17 protein-coding genes are annotated in these 17869 nt (G+C 34.3%); 3 read left to right on the top strand and 14 right to left on the bottom strand.

The annotated features are described in order from the left end of the window. The 6 genes from AC1EJ0_RS00775 to AC1EJ0_RS00800 all read right to left on the bottom strand — a co-directional run bounded on the left by AC1EJ0_RS00775 (window position 1) and on the right by AC1EJ0_RS00800 (window position 6392). Complete coding sequence (locus AC1EJ0_RS00775) at window positions 1–840, bottom strand: fumarate hydratase (protein WP_304016294.1); 840 nt, start codon at window positions 838–840, stop codon at window positions 1–3. A gap of 65 nt (window positions 841–905) precedes the next feature. Further along, the gene (locus tag AC1EJ0_RS00780) at window positions 906–2144 is read right to left on the bottom strand and encodes a methylaspartate ammonia-lyase (protein ID WP_304016293.1); all 1239 of its coding nucleotides are present in this window, start codon (window positions 2142–2144) and stop codon (window positions 906–908) included. 21 nt (window positions 2145–2165) lie between these two features. After that, the gene (locus AC1EJ0_RS00785; protein WP_480022809.1) at window positions 2166–3623 is read right to left on the bottom strand and encodes a methylaspartate mutase subunit E; all 1458 of its coding nucleotides are present in this window, start codon (window positions 3621–3623) and stop codon (window positions 2166–2168) included. A 9-nt stretch (window positions 3624–3632) separates the two neighbouring features. After that, the gene (gene glmL / locus AC1EJ0_RS00790) at window positions 3633–5012 is read right to left on the bottom strand and encodes a methylaspartate mutase accessory protein GlmL (RefSeq protein WP_480022808.1); all 1380 of its coding nucleotides are present in this window, start codon (window positions 5010–5012) and stop codon (window positions 3633–3635) included. Next, window positions 5013–5435 (bottom strand): methylaspartate mutase subunit S, encoded by a 423-nt coding sequence (gene glmS, locus AC1EJ0_RS00795; protein ID WP_058260382.1) that lies wholly within the window; start codon window positions 5433–5435, stop codon window positions 5013–5015. 219 nt (window positions 5436–5654) lie between these two features. Beyond that, complete coding sequence (locus AC1EJ0_RS00800; RefSeq protein ID WP_480022807.1) at window positions 5655–6392, bottom strand: copper homeostasis protein CutC; 738 nt, start codon at window positions 6390–6392, stop codon at window positions 5655–5657. A 134-nt stretch (window positions 6393–6526) separates the two neighbouring features. Here AC1EJ0_RS00800 and AC1EJ0_RS00805 point away from each other — a divergent pair, with 134 nt between their 5' ends. Continuing rightward, window positions 6527–7426 carry an alpha/beta fold hydrolase gene (locus AC1EJ0_RS00805; protein WP_480022806.1) on the top strand — a complete coding sequence of 300 codons (900 nt, stop codon included), beginning with the start codon at window positions 6527–6529 and terminating at the stop codon, window positions 7424–7426. A gap of 15 nt (window positions 7427–7441) precedes the next feature. Here AC1EJ0_RS00805 and AC1EJ0_RS00810 read toward each other — a convergent pair whose 3' ends face one another. Together AC1EJ0_RS00810 and AC1EJ0_RS00815 are read right to left on the bottom strand one after the other, a co-directional pair. Next, window positions 7442–8548: a SpoIIE family protein phosphatase gene (locus tag AC1EJ0_RS00810; RefSeq protein ID WP_480022805.1), complete on the bottom strand. Its 1107-nt coding sequence runs from the start codon at window positions 8546–8548 to the stop codon at window positions 7442–7444. Between the two features lie 16 nt (window positions 8549–8564). After that, window positions 8565–9689: a THUMP domain-containing class I SAM-dependent RNA methyltransferase gene (locus AC1EJ0_RS00815; RefSeq protein WP_480022804.1), complete on the bottom strand. Its 1125-nt coding sequence runs from the start codon at window positions 9687–9689 to the stop codon at window positions 8565–8567. 131 nt (window positions 9690–9820) lie between these two features. Between AC1EJ0_RS00815 and AC1EJ0_RS00820 the strand changes: the two genes are divergently transcribed. Continuing rightward, the gene (locus AC1EJ0_RS00820) at window positions 9821–10174 is read left to right on the top strand and encodes a class II SORL domain-containing protein (protein ID WP_480022803.1); all 354 of its coding nucleotides are present in this window, start codon (window positions 9821–9823) and stop codon (window positions 10172–10174) included. Window positions 10175–10280: 106 nt separating this feature from the next. After that, the gene (gene tyrS / locus AC1EJ0_RS00825) at window positions 10281–11501 is read left to right on the top strand and encodes a tyrosine--tRNA ligase (RefSeq protein WP_480022802.1); all 1221 of its coding nucleotides are present in this window, start codon (window positions 10281–10283) and stop codon (window positions 11499–11501) included. Window positions 11502–11578: 77 nt separating this feature from the next. Here tyrS and AC1EJ0_RS00830 read toward each other — a convergent pair whose 3' ends face one another. The 6 genes from AC1EJ0_RS00830 to atpD form a co-directional block, all read right to left on the bottom strand. Further along, window positions 11579–13066: an alkaline phosphatase gene (locus AC1EJ0_RS00830; protein WP_480022801.1), complete on the bottom strand. Its 1488-nt coding sequence runs from the start codon at window positions 13064–13066 to the stop codon at window positions 11579–11581. 133 nt (window positions 13067–13199) lie between these two features. Next, window positions 13200–13784, bottom strand: coding sequence for an HAAS signaling domain-containing protein (locus AC1EJ0_RS00835; protein ID WP_480022800.1), 585 nt, complete (start codon window positions 13782–13784; stop codon window positions 13200–13202). 7 nt (window positions 13785–13791) lie between these two features. Further along, window positions 13792–14121, bottom strand: a complete 330-nt coding sequence (locus tag AC1EJ0_RS00840) for a PadR family transcriptional regulator (RefSeq protein WP_480022799.1) — start codon at window positions 14119–14121, stop codon at window positions 13792–13794. Between the two features lie 137 nt (window positions 14122–14258). After that, window positions 14259–16019 (bottom strand): M3 family oligoendopeptidase, encoded by a 1761-nt coding sequence (locus tag AC1EJ0_RS00845; RefSeq protein WP_480022798.1) that lies wholly within the window; start codon window positions 16017–16019, stop codon window positions 14259–14261. A 47-nt stretch (window positions 16020–16066) separates the two neighbouring features. Beyond that, window positions 16067–16465 (bottom strand): F0F1 ATP synthase subunit epsilon, encoded by a 399-nt coding sequence (locus AC1EJ0_RS00850; protein ID WP_480022797.1) that lies wholly within the window; start codon window positions 16463–16465, stop codon window positions 16067–16069. Beyond that, the gene (gene atpD, locus AC1EJ0_RS00855; protein ID WP_480022796.1) at window positions 16458–17867 is read right to left on the bottom strand and encodes a F0F1 ATP synthase subunit beta; all 1410 of its coding nucleotides are present in this window, start codon (window positions 17865–17867) and stop codon (window positions 16458–16460) included. The genes AC1EJ0_RS00850 and atpD overlap by 8 nt, the downstream gene beginning before the upstream one ends. Window positions 17868–17869: the final 2 nt, after the last annotated feature.

Below are 17869 nucleotides of genomic sequence, written 5' to 3' on the forward strand. Positions count from 1 at the left end.
TTATAATGAAATAACTTTATGTCTAGCAGCGTGACATTGGATGTTAACAGCTACTGGTAGACCAGCAATATGTGTTGGATGAGTCTCTATAAATACTCTTAATGCTGTTGTCTTGCCACCAAAACCTTGAGGTCCTATGCCTAGTTCGTTTATCTTTTCTAGCAATTCTTTTTCTAAATCTGCATAGAATGGATCTTTATTATAATCATTTACATCTCTCATAAGTGATTTCTTTGCCATGATACATGATTTTTCAAAGTCTCCACCGATACCTACACCTACTATGATAGGTGGACATGGGTTAGGTCCTGCAGCTTCAACTGATTCAAGTATAAATTTCTTAACACCTTCAAGTCCATCTGCAGGTTTAAGCATCTTTTGCTTAGACATATTTTCTGAGCCAAATCCCTTTGCTGCGAAAGATATTTCAAATACATCTCCTTCAACTAATTCATAGTGAATGATAGCCGGAGTGTTATCTTTTGTATTAACTCTGTTTATAGGGTCCTTAACAACTGATTTTCTTAAGTAACCTTCTGTATATGCTTCTCTAACAGCTTCGTTTATAGCATCACTTATAGATCCATCTACATGTACATCTTGACCAATCTTAACAAAACAGATAACCATACCAGTGTCTTGGCACATTGGAACGCTATCTCTTTCAGCTAGATTGTCATTATCTATAATTGTTGTGATAGTTTCTTTAGCTAGTGGCCACTTTTCTTTATCTCTTAGTTCAACAAGTCTATCCATTACATCTTTTGGAAGAACTGAAGCTATCTCCAAAAGACCTTCTTTTAATTTTTTAGTGATATCACTACTTTTTACTTCTCTCAAAATTATAACCCCCTATGTATATTATGAAAGTAGCAATAAAATATTGCTACTTTCAATAAAAAATATTATCTGTTATTAACTAGTGCAACTACTCTGTTCATTTCGTTATTAACAATCATGATACCTTCGTCAACACCCATACCTGGTTTAGCTAATTGTTGGTCAGCTCCTGTAGCCATAGAAATATTTACTAAAACTTCTGCAGATCTGTTAGTTTCGTTGCAAGTACCACCGCAGTAAGCTCCTACGTGGTGATCTTTACAATACTTAACAGCTTCAATAGTGTTATTGATACCGCCTAAGTCTGGGGTCTTGATTTGAATCATGTGTCCAGCACCGTTATCTACGAAGTAAACAACATCTTCGTAAGTGTTACACCATTCGTCAGCAACTAATTCTACGTGAATGTTTTCTTCATCAAGCTTCTTAGTTAAGTCTCTAAGAACTTCCATTTGTCTAGTTCTTTCACCCATATCCATAGGTCCTTCTATTCTAAGCTTGAATGGTTTAGCAGCTTCTTCAAGAGTCTTTAGGTATTCAGCCATCTTATCAACGTCGTTGTTGAAAGCGTCACCTATAGTTCCATATACGTCGATGTGGAAGATTGGGCTATATGATTCATTGTGTCTGTGTTCAATAATTCTGTTTCTTAACCAAACAACATAGTCTCTTAAAAGCTCACCGTTCTTACCAGTTTTTTCTTCAACGTTGTTGAATAGACCGTGTGGTAAAACGTCAGCTTCTTTTATAATCATCTTATCAGCGTTTAGGTATCTGTCATCACCTGATTGAGCAAAGATAGGTACTCTCTTGATTTCAACGCCAGTATTGTATTCTTTTTTAACTACTTCAGCCATAGTTACTTTGTTTGTCTTAGCAACTGCATCAAGTATTGCTTGAGTGATACCATATCTGATAGCTGTATGAAGTCTCTTGCCATCTACTTGCATGTGGTCAAATTCTTCAGCCATTTCCTTGAATGTAGTTATTTCTCTTCCTTCTAATTTAGGTGCAATGTTTTTATTGATAAATTCAATAAAATCTTCTGCTAAGAAAAGTGGGTCTCTTCCACCTGCTCCTGAGTATTGAACAGCTGCGCAATCACCGTGAGCAACTTGTCCGTCATCAAGAACAAGCATAACTGAGATTGATTCTCCTGATTGTCTTATAGCTTTAAATCCAGGGGTAACTGGATCTCCTAAGTAGAACATACCGTCATGTTTTGCTCCTAATTTGATAGCCTTTTGGTCATCAAAGTAAAAACCTGTTTTACCTGCTGAGCAGATAACTTTTTTAATTTTCATAATAAAGTCTCCTTTTATATATTAATTATTTTTTGGTCTACCGATTAATCTGCCGAAGCCAACAGCAAAGATATCGTCAGTTGTCATGTCAAAGCTTACTGGACGTCCTTCGAATTTTGCTCTTTCTTCAAGTTTTGCTTTGTTAATGTCTAGTATATCTTTTGTGAATGGTAAGTTACCTGTAAATAAGTATCTAACAGCTCCGTTGTTGTCTCTTGCTGGCATCATCTTGCCTGCATTGTACTTAGATGGTGCAAATGGTACGTCCATAACGCCTTGTGCAAAGCCTTCAACAGTACCAACAGCTAAGTCGCCTTTACCTAATTCAAATAATTTATCTACAATACATCTTGTTTCTGCCTTAATTAATTCAATTTCAGCTCTTAATTCTTTACCTTCTGGAAGTAATTGTCCTTCAGTCATATTTAAAACCATCTTAGTAGCTCTGATACCTTCAGCGTTTGCTTCCTTAGTAGGAATACCTATAGCTTCATGAGGTGTCTTAACTATAACTTTTGTTGCTCCCGCTAATGAACCAGTTGCTGCACCCCAAGAGATAACGCCAAATGCCTTAGCTTCATCTTGAGGGAAACCACCCATCCATTGGTGGAATACTGTAGTTATTAAAACATCGTTATAACCATATTTATTTAAGTATTCATTTACTTGTTCTTCTAGTGATCTAATAGCTGCAACGTCTTGAATTAAGTTACCGCATTGGCCATAACCAACTGTAATGTTCTTTACGCCTTGTTCAGCAGCTAAAAGTGCTTCAACTATAGCAACAGCGTTTGATGTTGATGGTGGACAAAGTGTACCAGTTAGTGGTCCAAATGGTTCTCTGTTTATATGAACACCATTTTCTTCATAAAAACCAACTAATCTGTCACAATATTGCCAATCATGTAAGCATCTGTCTATTGGTACTGATTTTGCATATGGAACGTTGTAGCTTATAGCGCCACCTTCGTTTGAAGTAAATCCACCAGCGTGAATTATTTCAGAAAGTAATCTTGAGTCTGGTGTACCATGTCTTGCTTGAAGTGGTTTAGAAACAGCATCGTAAACCATCCTACATCCCTTAACACCGTGGTTAACAGCCGGGAATCCATTTAATAATGATCTACCTGCTTTTAATGATTCTTTTATACCAACTTCACATTCGTCATATCTATTTTGTCTTGTATATGAGTCAATTGTTGATGGAAGTAAATCTGCTCCACCTTGATCTGTCAAGAATGTTAGTAGTTCTATGTGTTTATCAATAAGCGCAACGCCAGCTCTTGGTTGTGCTAATGTTTTTCCTTCTTTTTTTGCCTTTGCCATAACTTCGGCAAAGTTCTTTTCTGCAGGTATTTTCTTTAAAAAGTCAATTGCTTCTTGTGAATCAACTTCATCTCCTGTGGGCCATTGTTTAAGAACTTTTTCACGCTCAGCGAAAAATTCTTCATCAGTCCATCTTTTATTTTCTACTTTCATAGCTTCCCCCTATATAACTATATATTTCTTCATCATTCTAACTGCCATGTTCTTATCGACCATTGTTAGTAAACCCATAGCAGATAGAATATAATTTTTATCTACTGAAAATTCAGGATATCTTGGCTTTAATGAGTTTAAATCTTCATTATCATAAAGCCCAGCTTTTAGTATTTCTTCTGGGTGTTCCGAATTTACCAGTATACCTCCAGTACCTATCATAAGATTAAGTTCAGTTAAGTCCTTACCTATCTGTTGATACATTGTTCCTAGAGGTGAATAAACAGCTTCTACATAGCCGCAATGTCTTTTCATTGATATATCTACACAAATCTTTGCCATCATTTCATCGAATTTTATTTCTTTTTCATCGGTGAAAACTAAATCAGTGTGATCGTATCTTCTCTTGAATTCTTCTTCTACATCATAATCACTGATATCTAAGTACTTCTTAATCATTCTCAATCCAGCTGCTTCATATATACTTTCAGCTGAGTATCTCATACCTAGGTCGCCTTCAACAGTTCTCTTTGAAATAGGTTCTTCCAAGCCTCTGTAAATTACTCCAGGTTTAGAAGGTGCGCCATCAGCTATTGAGTGAATATCTGTTGTTGCTCCGCCTATATCAACTACGACTAAGTCACCAACGCCATCTTCATCAGGTGTTCCTAAGCTAAGTGCTTCGGCAGCCTTTAAGACAGCTTGTGGTGTAGGCATTAGTATGCCTGAGATATCATCTTCTATATGAGTCATGCCTTTAGCTTTTGTGATTCTTTCCATAAAAATGTCTCTGATTGTTTCTCTTGCAGGATTAACATTGATTTCATTTAGTTTTGGCATAACATTTTCTGTAAGTCTGTACTCAATCTTATCTTTAAATACTTTTTCAATATCGTCGTAGCTGCTCTTATTACCCGCAACAACAACTGGCTTTGTAATACCAAAGTCAGCAATCAATTGAGCGTTATGCAAAATTACTTCAGTGTTGCCTCCGTCAGTTCCACCTGCTAGAAGAATCATATCAGCATTTGAATCTCTAAGCTCTTCTATCTCATGATTGTTCATCTTGTATGAATATGTCTTAATAACTCTAGCTCCTGCTCCTAAGGCTGCTCTCTTAGCTGCTTCTGCAGTAAGATCAGGCACTAGGCCTATGGCTGCTATCTTTAAGCCACCTGCTGCAGAAGAACAAGCTAGCTTCTTAACTATATCAAGTTCTCCATCGACTTTTGACATAAGATCCTTATAAGCATTGTGATATCCGTTTGCTACATCTGTTTCAACAGTTGTGTAGCTCTTTGCTGTAGCAATAATTTCTTCTTTTTCGATATCTATTAGAGTTAATTTTGTAAATGTGCTTCCAAAATCAATAAAAAGATATGCTTTCATCTAATCAATTCCCAAGTCTTTTTTCATGTCTGCAATTGTTACATCAGGACTTGTTCCTGGTGGATAAACCCTGTTAAAGCCCATAGCTTTAAATCTAGGTTCAACTTCTTCCCACTTTTGTTTACCAACAACGATGTTGCCTCCAACATATAGCGGAATGTCTTTAAGACCAGCTTCATCGCACGCTTCTCTCATGCCTTTACAGTCAATTTCTCCTTGACCATATAGTGATGATACACAGATAAGGTCAGCGTTAGTTTCAACAGCTGCGTTGATGAAGTCTTCTTGAGGTGATAAAACACCTATGTTAACTACGTTGAATCCAGCATTTGTAAAAGCATGGTCCAATATAGTTAATCCAACTGCGTGACAATCTGATCCGATTACCCCTAGGACGATTGTCTTACCATTTTTTTCTTTCATAGTACTCCTCCTATTTGAATTATATACTCATTTTACCACATGTATGGATATTTTTAAAGAGCAAAAATTGATTTTTCATGTGTAAATATAAGCAATGAATAAAACTAATCTTAGTTTTCAAAATATGTCATATATGTCATAAATATTGATGCATTTTTAACATTTTTGCAATTTATATTTTTTTACTTGCAAATAAGAATTGTTAAATTTTTGTCATAATTATCTAAAAGATTTTATTATCCTCTTAAGATAGTCTTCGTCGGCTAAATAATATGTTCCCTCATCTTCATTTGGGTTTGTGCCAAAATATAATTTATCGTTTGCAAGAGTCGATTTATCTATACATACTTTATTAGATGATATATGGAGCTGATCAACAAGTAGATTGTTTTTAATAAAATCTACGTTATTCTCCCTCACTCCTCCAGTGATAAATTCAAGCTTGTCATGATACTTTTCATAAAGCGAATTGATTATCTTATATGTATCTGTAATTTTGTTGTCTCCACCTTTAGTTAATACACGTTTAAAGCCAAGTTCTATAAGCTTTTTGCAGTTGCCATCAAGGTCTGGATCTATATCAAAGGCTCTGTGAAAAACGTTATCCATGCCTTCGCAGTACTTAAGTAAGTATTCATTAGCCTTCATATTAATACTTCCATCATCATTTAAAGAGCCAAAGACAAAGCCTTTTACGCCAAGCTCTTTGAGAGCAATGATATCTTCTTTCATAACATCTAAATCATATTTAGAATAAGAAAAACCTGCTTGTCTAGGTCTTATCATAGCAACGAAGGGTATATCAAGCTCATTAAGTACCTTCTTACACAAGCCGTATGACGGCGTTATTCCGCCAAGTACTGTCGATGCAATAAGTTCAACTCTATCTGCCCCTGCTCTTTGAGCTATAAGAGTTGATTCGAATGAGTCAGTGCAAACTTCTAAAGTGTATTTCATAAAAATTCCTCCAATGTGATTTCAGTACTTGTATTATATCATAAATTGACTTATATTAGTTAAAATATTGATTATTACTTAGAAATATAGTATAATATCTAAAAGGGGAAGTAATATTTTTTAAGGTGAGGTAAATGGAAAAAAATTATTTAGAATTCACGGCAAAGGACAAAAACAAAATAAAGTATTTAGAATGGAAAGCTGAAGACCCCAAACTTTGTGTGGAAATAGTTCACGGCATGCATGATCACGCTATGAGATACGATGAGTTTGCTAGATTCTTACAAGCTAATGGCATATCGTCATACGCGCTTGACCTTAGAGGCCATGGTATGACTGCTGAAGATAAGGATCACTTAGGCATAGTTCCTAAGAATAACGCTTGGATGAAGATGGTTGACGACATCGATATGTTAAATTCAATTATAAGAAAAGAAAATCCAGGTAAAAAAGTCGTATTACTAGGCCACTCCATGGGCTCAATACTTGCTAGAACATATGCTTATAAGTATGGCGAGAACATTGATAAAATGTTTTTACTATCTAGCGTTAAGTGCCCTATATTCTTAAATAAGTTATTTAAGGTATTCTTAAAAGTAGTTATTTCAAAGGAAGGCTACGACGCGAAGAATGAATCGCTTAATCAAAAATCCTTCGACTTCATGAGTAAAAACGTTCAAGAAGATATGCTAACATCAGATCCAGAGGAAAGAGCCAAGTTCTTACAAGATGAATTGTGTATCTTTGAATACAGTAACGGCTTCTTCCAAATGCTTATACATGGCGTTGATAAAGCAACTAGAAGAGAAAATTTAAAATATATACCAAAAGACTTACCTATATATTTATTTTCAGGTAAAAAAGATCCTCTATCAAACTTCGAGTTAGGCATTAAACAAATCTATGGCCTATTAAGAAGCGTTGGTATAGAAGATCTAGAACTTATAGAGTATGATAATTTAAAACATGAACTACTTCATGATATTGAAAAGGAAAAAGTATTTCAGGACATATTAAAAGCTCTTCTTGCTTAAGAAGAGCTTTTTGCTTTATCTATTCATTTCGTCTATATCTACTAATAGCATAGCGAAGTCATCTCTTTGATCGCCAAAGGAGTATTGAAGTACTGCTATGTCTATGGCTTTGAGTAGTTTATTTGGCTTACTTAGTATCGTTGTTATAAGCCTATCCATACCAAATTCTTCGCCATGTGCGTTTTTGCTCTCAACTATGCCATCTGTATATAAAAACAATTTATCGCCTGCCCTGAGTGCAGTTTTCTTTACTTCATATTCATTACCTAAGTCTATACTCATTATAGGTCTACCCTTTGCCTCTAAAACAGATATCTTATTATCATTAAATATTATTGGCATCGAGTTGTGACCAGCATTTGCATAAACAAATTCTTCTTTGTCCGCGTAATAAACCCCGTAGAATATAGTTATATATCTGTCGCTTTGCAAATTAAGCTCTAAAAACTTATCACTTATATGCTTAAGAGCAATTTCAGGTTTGTAATTGTTCTTATTTAAATTTCTAACAGTTTGTCTTATAAACATAGTTAGCATAGAGGCTGCTATACCATGGCCTGCAACGTCAGCGATGTAGATTACATAAGTATCCTTCTCTATCTCAAATATATCAAACATATCTCCAGATAGCGTTTCAGTCGCTTCATATAGGTAGTCTATAGCAATGTTTTTATACTTAGTTTTTAATGGAAGTATACTTTTTTGTATCCTTTTTGTAATTTCCATATCATGAAAAACGTTCTCATTGCTTTGAATAAGTTGAAGCTCTAGAACCCTCTCTCTTGTAACATCTCTAAACACTTCAACTATGGCGATAGGATTCATCTTCTCATCATATATTGGTGAGCACTTCACTTGGTAGTAGTTGTCACCAATGTTTAATTCCTTTTGTATAATCTCATTCTTTTCAATAGCGCTAGTTGTTTCGCTCGTATCAAGCTTTAAAAAATCATCTAAATCATCAGTATTAGTACCAGTCGGGTCGTAGCCTATCGCATCTTTAAGAGCTTGGTTAGCATAAAGTATCTTGCCTTTTATATTAACTACCTTAACCCAATCTGCCATGGCGTCCAAAACTTCAACGGAGAGTATTTTATCTAATATTTCATCTTTTCTTTCCATACTTAAATATCCTCCACTATTTCTCAGGCTTCTTGCCATAAAATTGATAGTAATACGTCTTTAAACTTCCGTTGTAAAGCTTTCTGTTCTTGTCAGCCTTTCTAGAAAAGTCTCTTTCTATATCTTCATATGAAGTCAAAACATATATCGACCATGTATCTAAATTTTTTATCTTTTTACCAAAATCACTGTATAAACTCCTTAAATTATCTTCCTCGAGACGCTTACCATATGGCGGATTTGTAATCATTACTCCGTAGTTATTCTTGATATCTACATCTCTAAAATCTTTTACAAAAAACCTTATATCATCACTTAGGCCAAGATTTTCAAGATTATGTTTCGCTATGGCAATGGATTTGTGAGATATATCACTCGCGTCGATGTAGACCTTTGACTTATAATCAATCTTCTCCATCGCTTCCATCCTTGCCTTTTTAAATAAGTCAGCATCTATAAACTTAAAGTTCATGCTGTCAAAATCTCTATCTAGGCCAGGAGCAATGTTTCTAGCTATTAATAAAGCTTCTATAGGTATAGTACCTGAACCACAGAAAGGATCAAAGAAAGGTCTATCTTTATTATAAAAGGAAAGCTTTACAAGTGCCGCTGCCATAGTCTCCTTTAAAGGCGCAGCGCCTTGTTTGTCCCTATAGCCTCTCTTGTGAAGACTGTCTCCTGAAGTGTCAAGCGTGATGCTTGCAATGTCATTTAATAGAGATATTTCAAGTCTATGTCTATGAGATGACTTTGCGAATCTACTTATATCGTGCTTCATTTGTAGTTTCTTTATTATAGCCTTCTCAGTAATCCTTTGGCAGTCAGATATTGAGAATAGCTTTGACTTGTGTGAACGACCCTCAACTATAAAATTAGAGTCTTCATCTAAAATATCATTCCATGGAAGCTCATATATGCCATCAAAAAGCTCTTCAAAGCTCTCTGCCTTGAAGCTCTTTAAGTTAATTAGTACCCTGTCAGCACATCTAAGATTAATATTTGCCCTCGCAATGTCTATGGCATCGCCATTGAAATAAATGTGACCGTTATCAGTTTTTGTAACTTCTAAACCTAAATCATTTAATTCTCTTTTAACTATTGCTTCTAAGCCAAAAGAACTTGTTGCAATTAATTCATACATACTATCACTTCCATAACAATTATAACATATATTAGCTTATTAAACAATGAATATATTAATAAATATTTTCGTATAAATGTGTATTAAAAATCATCTTTGGGTATAGATTAACTACAAGGGGGTTGATAAAAATGAAATTATCAGAATTAGTTAAAAGCGCAGATTGGAAGAGCGAAAAGCACGTTCCAGTTATACACGTATCAAAAGAAGCAGACGATTTAAAGGTTTGCGTAAGTGTTGGAGATGAAATTGCTCATCCAAACACTCTTGAGCACCACATAGCATGGATGAAGTTATTCTTCGTACCTGAAGGAAAAGAAATTCCAGTTGAAGTAGCTAGCTATGTAACATCAGCTCATGGCGAATCAGATTTATTCACTGAACCATCAATGAGCGTTAAGCTAAAAGCTAATGCTAAGGGTACTCTACTTGCATTAAGCTACTGCAATATCCATGGTTTATGGGAAAACTCAGAAGAAATATAATTTAAGCTTATAAGGATGGGACAAGTGCCCATCCTTTTTCATGCTTATAGATTGACAAATTATTTAGAAATATGTTATAATCAAGGCAGTTTAAAGGAGTGATTTTATGAACGTTTTTGACGTGTTAAAAGAAAGAGGTTACATAGATAACTGCAATTATGAAGATGAATTAAGAAATTTATTAAATAATGAAAAAATTACATTCTATACTGGTTATGATGCAACAGCAAACTCATTAACTATAGGTCACTACATTACGCTTATGGTTATGAAACACTTGCAAACAGCTGGGCATAGAGCTATCTGCTTAACTGGTGGAGCGACAACTATGATTGGTGACCCATCTGGTAAGCAAGATATGAGGAAGCTTCTTACTGAAGAAACTATTAACGAAAATGCTAGAATCTTTGTTGAGCAATTATCAAGATTTATTGATTTTTCTAATGGCAAAGCATTGCACGTTGACAATAAAGAGTGGCTTCGCGATGTAAAGTACCTTGATTTTATGAGAACTATAGGCGTTAACTTCAACGTTTCTAAGATGCTTGCTTATGATTGCTATAAGAACAGAATTTCTTCTGGCTTAACTTTCTTTGAAATGGGTTATATGTTAATGCAAGCTTATGACTTCTTAGAGCTATATAGAAAATATGGCTGCGTTCTTCAAGTTGGTGGATCAGACCAATGGGCTAACATGCTTGAAGGAACTGAGCTAATAAACAAACTTGAAGGTAAACAAGCCTACGTTATGACTCTTAAGTTATTAACAAATGCTGATGGCGTTAAGATGGGTAAAACTGTTTCAGGCGCTGTTTGGCTTGACAGAGAAAAAACTACTCCTTATGAACTTTTCCAATACTTCAGAAATGTTGATGACAGAGACGTTATTAAGTTCTTAAAGCTTTTAACAATGCTTCCTATGGAAGAAATAAATGAATTAGCAAAGCTTAAAGACAACGAAATTAACAAAGCAAAAGAAATACTTGCTTATGAAATCACTAAGGATGTTCATAGCAAAGAAGATGCAGACAAAGCACTAGAAGCAAGCCGTGCCCTATTCAGTGGCAATGCTGATTCGGAAAATATTCCAAGTACTACTATGGATAAAAAGCTATTTGAGGACGGTATTGGTCTACTAAACTTACTAAAAGAACTTAATTTAACTAAATCAAACTCAGAAGCAAGACAACTTATTTCACAAGGTGGCATACTTCTTAATGGCGAAAAAGAAAGCGATGCATCTAAAGTAATTACGCTTGATGATTTTAAAGATGGAGAGCTATTGATTAAAAAAGGTAAAAAAGTATTTCATAAAGTTATATATTAGTTAATATCAATATAAAAAACAGGGGGCTTCGGCTCCCTGTTTTCATCTGTAAGCTAATTTTATTTTATTAAAGTTTATTATTTTGCTCCTAAAGATTCCATAAGTTTACTATAGATTTCACTATCGTGATAAGTTCCTTCATATAGTTCTGCGGTTGCGCCTAATGCATATATAGGAACTGGAACAGCTGTATGTGCAAATGTTGACCAGCCTATACCAGCTTTATTGTCAATTATATGAGTTAGTGTAGCGCTAAATGGATCATATCCGCCATATAAAAGGTTTGTTTCTATAGATTTAGTTCTCTTGTCTTTTTCTTTCATTGATTCAGCAAAAGCTGCTTTCAATTTGCCAAGCTCATAATCATTTAATACGAATAATTCATCTTCCTTCTTAGTGTTTTTGTCCTTAACTATTAGTCCAAATGATTCTTTAACTAATTTTAGTGCATCTTCAAATTTAAGGTTCTTGTTGTTTTTCTTTAATTCTTCAAATTTCTTATCAAATTCAACATAGCTTAATTTTTGCTTGTCAAATATTTCAAAGTGTGTGTCGTATCCTGTTCCTTGATAGCCAAGGCTTAGTCCGCCTGTTTCATGATCGGCAGTAACTAGGATTAGTGTTTCATCTGGATGTTTTTTGTAAAATTCTATAGCTTCTTGAACTGCATCGTCTAGTGCAAGCACTTCATGTATAGATGAGAAAGCATCATTAGCATGGCAAGCCCAGTCAACTTTACCAGCTTCAGCCATAATGAAGAAGCCCTTGTCATTGTCTAGTACTTCGATAGCTTTTCTAACTGTATCTCTTAAAGTCATATCACCCTTCTTTTGATCAAGTGTATATGGCATAGATCCTGAATCTTGTATTCTTTCAGTAACAGCAAATACTTTACCAGTATTTTTGTTAATCTTTTCAAAGTCCTTTTTAGTTTCAGTTACTGTGTAACCATTGGCTCTTAAAATATCATAAAGATCTTTTTCTTTTTTGTTCTTATCGTCACCAGTTCTGTGTTCTAGTGAACCACCTGCGAAATAATCAAAACCACTTGCTGCCATTTGTTTACCTATTTCGTAGTATTGTTTTCTAGATGTAACATTAGCATAGAAAGCTGCTGGTGTTGCGTGATTTAATGTAACAGTTGATATTATACCAATTTTTTTACCTTGTTCCTTCATTTTTTCTGCAACAGTTGTAACGTTTTTTTGAAGATCACTTGTCTTACCTATAACGCCTGAATGAGTCTTAGTTCCTGAGCTGATAGCTGTTGCAGTTGAAGCTGAGTCTGGGCAGAAGCTTGTAGAGTCTTCAGTGTTAACAAGACCAACTGTTGGGAACTTATAAAACTCTAATGGTTTTATCTCTACTTTATCCTTGTTTCCAGTGTAGATTTGAGCAGCATTGACTTGAGCTGCACCCATACCATCACCTATAAACAAGAAGACATACTTAGCCTTTTTGGCATTTTTGCTTTCAGCATAGCTTGTTTCGCTTAAAAATGAAAAACTAGATACGAATATAGCTAGTACTAAAACTAATACAAAGAATTTAAAATTTTTTTTCATGGAATTCTCCCCTTTCTTTGTATTGATTATATTCCTCATATGTTAAAAATAAATGTAAAAGATGTAAACTTTTTGTAAAAAAACAAAAGTGTATAAAATTGATACACTTTTCTTATTAATATTAAATTATAATTTATATACTTTTATTATAAATGCTAAGCTTTTTATTTTGTAAATATCTTATTATGGCTAATGTTCCTCTCCAAGTTAATATTCCTAATATAGTAAAAACAATTGCAAATAAAATACCAACAAATAAAGCAGATATTCCTTTCAATTCATAATAAACAAAAATGAATTTAATCTTATCTAAAAAAGATATATTTATAAATCCTTTTAATAATCCCATTATACCAGCTACAAAACAAAGAATTCCCGATAAGAACAAACCAATAGCTAGTGTGAAAAGCGTTGGTATAATAGCTAGCCAAATTAATGAAGAGTATGAAAAAAATAATATATATTTACATAATGTTTTAAAAGATAATTTATTAGTTTTAACGAAAACATCATCAATATAATTACCAGCTAAATCTTTTGCTGTAGGCATTTTAGCAATAATCTCTTCACTAGATTGACCAGAGATTAACCTTTCATAAAATGAACTTTTTAACTCAGATAAAATATCAGTTTTCTCACTTATAGGTAAATACTTTAAGTATCTATCGACATGATTTAAATATTTTTCTAAATCAATACTTATTTTTACATCTTGCATATTAGTATCACTCCTTTTCTATATCGTTAATATTCTCAATAAGTTTACACCAGTCACACTTAAGTTTGTCCAAATATAAAGTTCCAGATTTTGTTATTCTATAGTATTTTCTTGGTGGTGTGCCTTCTTCTATATTTTGCCAATAAGATTCAAGATATCCATTTTTCATAAGTCTTCTAAGAAGTGGATAAATTGTACTCTCGTTAGTATTGAGAATTGTGTATTTATTCAGTATTTGTATTAATTCGTATCCATACCTATCATTTTTATAAATTAAGAGTAATACTGCGTACTCCAAAGTTCCTCTTTTTATTTGAGATATCCAATCTGAATTCATTTTATCCCCCACTTGTATATATACATTGTTTATCTATATACATTGTACTACATAGTATATCAATTGTCAATATATTTATAAAAAAACCTCTCTACTAAATCAAAGTAAAGAGGTTGCTTTAAAATTTTTATTTTCAATTACTCAGTTAATTTTAAGAACTCATCTATTTCTGCTTTTATAGTTTTTAGTGATGCGTCAAAGAATTCTTCTTTAGTAACGTCGATACCAACTGATTTACAGCAATCTTTAATACTCATCTTGCCTGTGTTTCTTAGAAGTGTATCGTATTTTTCTATGAAGGCATCTCCTTCATTCTTATATATGCTGTATAGGCCTCTTGCGAACAATAATCCAAAGCAATATGGGAAGTTATAGTATCCAAGGCCGCTGCTGTAGTAGTGAGACTTGCATATCCACATTCCCTTATTAAGCTTTTCTGGGTCTAAGCCATCTTTGAAAGCTTCTTTTTGGGCGTTCATCATGATTTCATCAAAGTCATCTGCATCAAGTGCGCCATCTTTTCTTCTTCTAAATACTTCATCTTCAAATAAGAATCTTGAATATATGTCAACAACTGTTTGTGCTGCTCCTGAAATAATATTTTCAAGTATAAATATCTTTTCATCGTCATTCTTTGCATCTTTAAGTGCTGCGTTATATGTTATTGTCTCAGCAAATATCGATGCAGTCTCAGCTATAGGCATAGTGTAGTCTTGATTGATAGGCTTTTCTTGGAATATTACTCTTCCATGATAAGCGTGACCTAGTTCATGAGCAAAGGTTATCATTGAATCAAAAGTGCCACCAAAGTTTGCTAAAACTCTTGATTCTTTTATAGCTGAGCAGCTTGAACAAAATGCGCCGCCAACTTTTCCTTCTCTAGGCTCTGTATCTAGCCAATTGTTTTCAAAGGCATGTTTAGCAAAATCACCTAATTTATCTGAGAAAGAATAGTATTGCTTAATAACAAAGTCTTTTGCTTCATCAAATGTATAAGTGATACTTCCCTTGCCTACTGGCGCGAATGCTTCGTAGTAAGGAAGCTTATCGTAGCCAAGTAATTTTGCTTTTCTATTGAAGTACTTAACAAAATCCGGTAAATACTTTCTAACTGATGACCACATAGCGTCAAGTATCTCTTTATCAAATCTTGAATCGATAAGTGTTTTTTCTAATGGACTTTCGTATCCTCTTAACTCGCACTCATTAATAACTTCGCCTTTGATTGAGCTAAGTGACATTGCTACAGAATCTCTAATCTTGTCGTAGCATTCTTCTTCAGCTACAAAACTCTTTTTTCTAAGCTCTTTATCGTCTTCATATTGTAAGTTTCTTATAGCTGGTAGATTTATTTCTTTTACTTCTCCATTTGTGAATTCCACTTTGCTAGTTACTTTACTTGTTAAATTAGAGTGTAATCTGTTCCACTCGTATGAACCTGTTTCTTTTATACGAGCAACGGCTATCTCTACATCATCACTTAATGAGTGTTTAGCTTGTTCACAGCCTTCATTTAAAATAAATCTATATTCTTTAAGAGCGTCATCTTCATCAATTATTTTATTGATGTCGTCGATGCTCTTTAAAAATTTTGTGTAGACAACATTTAGCTCAGTAAACTCTCTACCTATAGCTATAAGCTTTGATTTTTCTGTAAGTGCTTCTTTATTGTTAACGTTTTCACTTAAGTTTAGTGAAACGTAACCATATAGTCTTGCAGCATAGTTTTCTATAAGATTGGCTTTGTCTACATATTGAAGTAAAACTTTTTTCTTGTCGTCAAAGTTATCTGTGATAAATGCTTTTAATTCTTTTACTTCTTTTAATATATTGTCATAATCTTCTTTGTATTTAGGGTCAGTAAATGATTTATAGTATGCTGATAAATCCCACTTCATAATATTCCTCCTCTTTCAAAAAGAGGGTAGCAAATTGCTACCTTCTTTTAATAATTTTTATTTCCAACATTGATTCTGTTGATTGCCTTCTTAAGCGCAAGCTCTGCCTTAAATGTATCTGTATCTTTGTCTTCAAGTCTCTTGCTTGCTCTTTCCTTAGCTCTCTCAGCTCTGTTTATGTCTATCTCGTCTTCCCATTCGCAAGCGTCTGAGACTACAGTTATATTATTGTTTCTTACGTCAATATAACCGCCAGCGCAGGCAGCGATCTTTCTTTCATCTCCATCTTTAATAACAAGTCTACCAATATCCAGTATTGTTACCAGTGGAGAGTGATTAAGAAGTATTCCTACGTCTCCTTCAATTGTTCTAGCGACAAGCATGTCAATCTCGCCTTCGAAAAACAATTTGTCGGGTGTAACAACCTTAAGATATAATCTATTCATTATCTTGCCTCATACTCTCAGCTTTTTTAACAGCATCATCTATAGTTCCAACGAATAAGAATGCTGATTCAGGTAAATCATCATGTTTACCGTCAAGTATTTCTTCAAAGCCTCTGATAGTTTCAGCTATAGGAACGTATTGACCTTCTATACCTGTAAATTGTTCAGCAACTGAGAACGGTTGTGATAAGAACCTTTGTATTCTTCTTGCTCTAGCAACAGTTATCTTGTCATCTTCAGATAATTCATCCATACCAAGTATAGCGATGATATCTTGAAGTTCTTTGTATCTTTGTAGTATCTCTTGTACACGTCTAGCAACTTCATAGTGTTTTTCTCCAACTACTTGTGGATCAAGTATTCTTGATGTTGAATCAAGTGGGTCTACCGCTGGATATATACCTAGTTCTGAAATTGAACGTGAAAGAACTGTTGTTGCGTCAAGATGGGTAAATGTTGTTGCTGGCGCAGGGTCTGTTAAGTCGTCGGCAGGTACGTAAACAGCTTGTACTGATGTGATTGAGCCGTTCTTTGTAGATGTGATTCTTTCTTGTAGTTGACCCATTTCAGTAGCAAGTGTTGGTTGATAACCTACTGCTGATGGCATTCTACCAAGAAGTGCAGATACTTCTGAACCTGCTTGAGTAAATCTGAATATATTGTCAATGAATAAAAGTACGTCTTGGTGTTTTTCATCTCTAAAGTACTCAGCCATAGTTAATCCAGTTAGAGCAACTCTCATTCTTGCTCCTGGTGGTTCATTCATTTGACCGAAAACTAAGGCAGTCTTGTTAATAACACCAGACTCTTTCATTTCGTAGTAAAGGTCATTACCTTCTCTTGTTCTTTCTCCAACGCCTGCAAAAACTGAAAGTCCACCATGTTCCTTAGCGATATTGTTGATTAACTCTTGTATTAATACAGTTTTACCAACACCGGCACCACCGAATAGACCTATCTTACCTCCTCTAGCATATGGAGCTATAAGGTCGATAACTTTGATACCAGTTTCAAAGATTTCTCTTGATGTAACTTGTTCATCATAAGTAGGTGCTTGTCTGTGTATTGGATCGTATCTATCATACTTAGCCTTAGTATCTTCATCAATGTTTTCACCTAAAACGTTGAAAAGTCTTCCTAAAGTTTTATCGCCAACAGGCACCTTTATTGGGCTTCCTGTATCTATAGCTTCAGCGCCTCTAACTAGTCCGTCAGTAGATGACATTGATATACATCTAACTATATCGTCACCTATATGTTGACTTACTTCAGCTATAAGCGGCTTGCCATTTAAATCAATTTTAATCGCGTTCAGAAGGTTTGGTAGAGAATTTTGTTTAAATCTTATATCAAGAACCGGTCCAATTATTTGTACAACTTTACCAATATTTTGATTTTCCATAA

This window comes from Fenollaria sp. C0166D3 (genome assembly GCF_056590255.1).

Coding starts and splice junctions, on each gene's coding strand:
- AC1EJ0_RS00780 (WP_304016293.1), bottom strand. CDS start 2,144: ATGAAAATTAAAAAAGTTATCTGCTCAGCAGGTAAAACAGGTTTTTAC.
- AC1EJ0_RS00785 (WP_480022809.1), bottom strand. CDS start 3,623: ATGAAAGTAGAAAATAAAAGATGGACTGATGAAGAATTTTTCGCTGAG.
- glmL (WP_480022808.1), bottom strand. CDS start 5,012: ATGAAAGCATATCTTTTTATTGATTTTGGAAGCACATTTACAAAATTA.
- glmS (WP_058260382.1), bottom strand. CDS start 5,435: ATGAAAGAAAAAAATGGTAAGACAATCGTCCTAGGGGTAATCGGATCA.
- AC1EJ0_RS00800 (WP_480022807.1), bottom strand. CDS start 6,392: ATGAAATACACTTTAGAAGTTTGCACTGACTCATTCGAATCAACTCTT.
- AC1EJ0_RS00805 (WP_480022806.1), top strand. CDS start 6,527: ATGGAAAAAAATTATTTAGAATTCACGGCAAAGGACAAAAACAAAATA.
- AC1EJ0_RS00810 (WP_480022805.1), bottom strand. CDS start 8,548: ATGGAAAGAAAAGATGAAATATTAGATAAAATACTCTCCGTTGAAGTT.
- AC1EJ0_RS00815 (WP_480022804.1), bottom strand. CDS start 9,689: ATGTATGAATTAATTGCAACAAGTTCTTTTGGCTTAGAAGCAATAGTT.
- AC1EJ0_RS00820 (WP_480022803.1), top strand. CDS start 9,821: ATGAAATTATCAGAATTAGTTAAAAGCGCAGATTGGAAGAGCGAAAAG.
- tyrS (WP_480022802.1), top strand. CDS start 10,281: ATGAACGTTTTTGACGTGTTAAAAGAAAGAGGTTACATAGATAACTGC.
- AC1EJ0_RS00830 (WP_480022801.1), bottom strand. CDS start 13,066: ATGAAAAAAAATTTTAAATTCTTTGTATTAGTTTTAGTACTAGCTATA.
- AC1EJ0_RS00835 (WP_480022800.1), bottom strand. CDS start 13,784: ATGCAAGATGTAAAAATAAGTATTGATTTAGAAAAATATTTAAATCAT.
- AC1EJ0_RS00840 (WP_480022799.1), bottom strand. CDS start 14,121: ATGAATTCAGATTGGATATCTCAAATAAAAAGAGGAACTTTGGAGTAC.
- AC1EJ0_RS00845 (WP_480022798.1), bottom strand. CDS start 16,019: ATGAAGTGGGATTTATCAGCATACTATAAATCATTTACTGACCCTAAA.
- AC1EJ0_RS00850 (WP_480022797.1), bottom strand. CDS start 16,465: ATGAATAGATTATATCTTAAGGTTGTTACACCCGACAAATTGTTTTTC.
- atpD (WP_480022796.1), bottom strand. CDS start 17,867: ATGGAAAATCAAAATATTGGTAAAGTTGTACAAATAATTGGACCGGTT.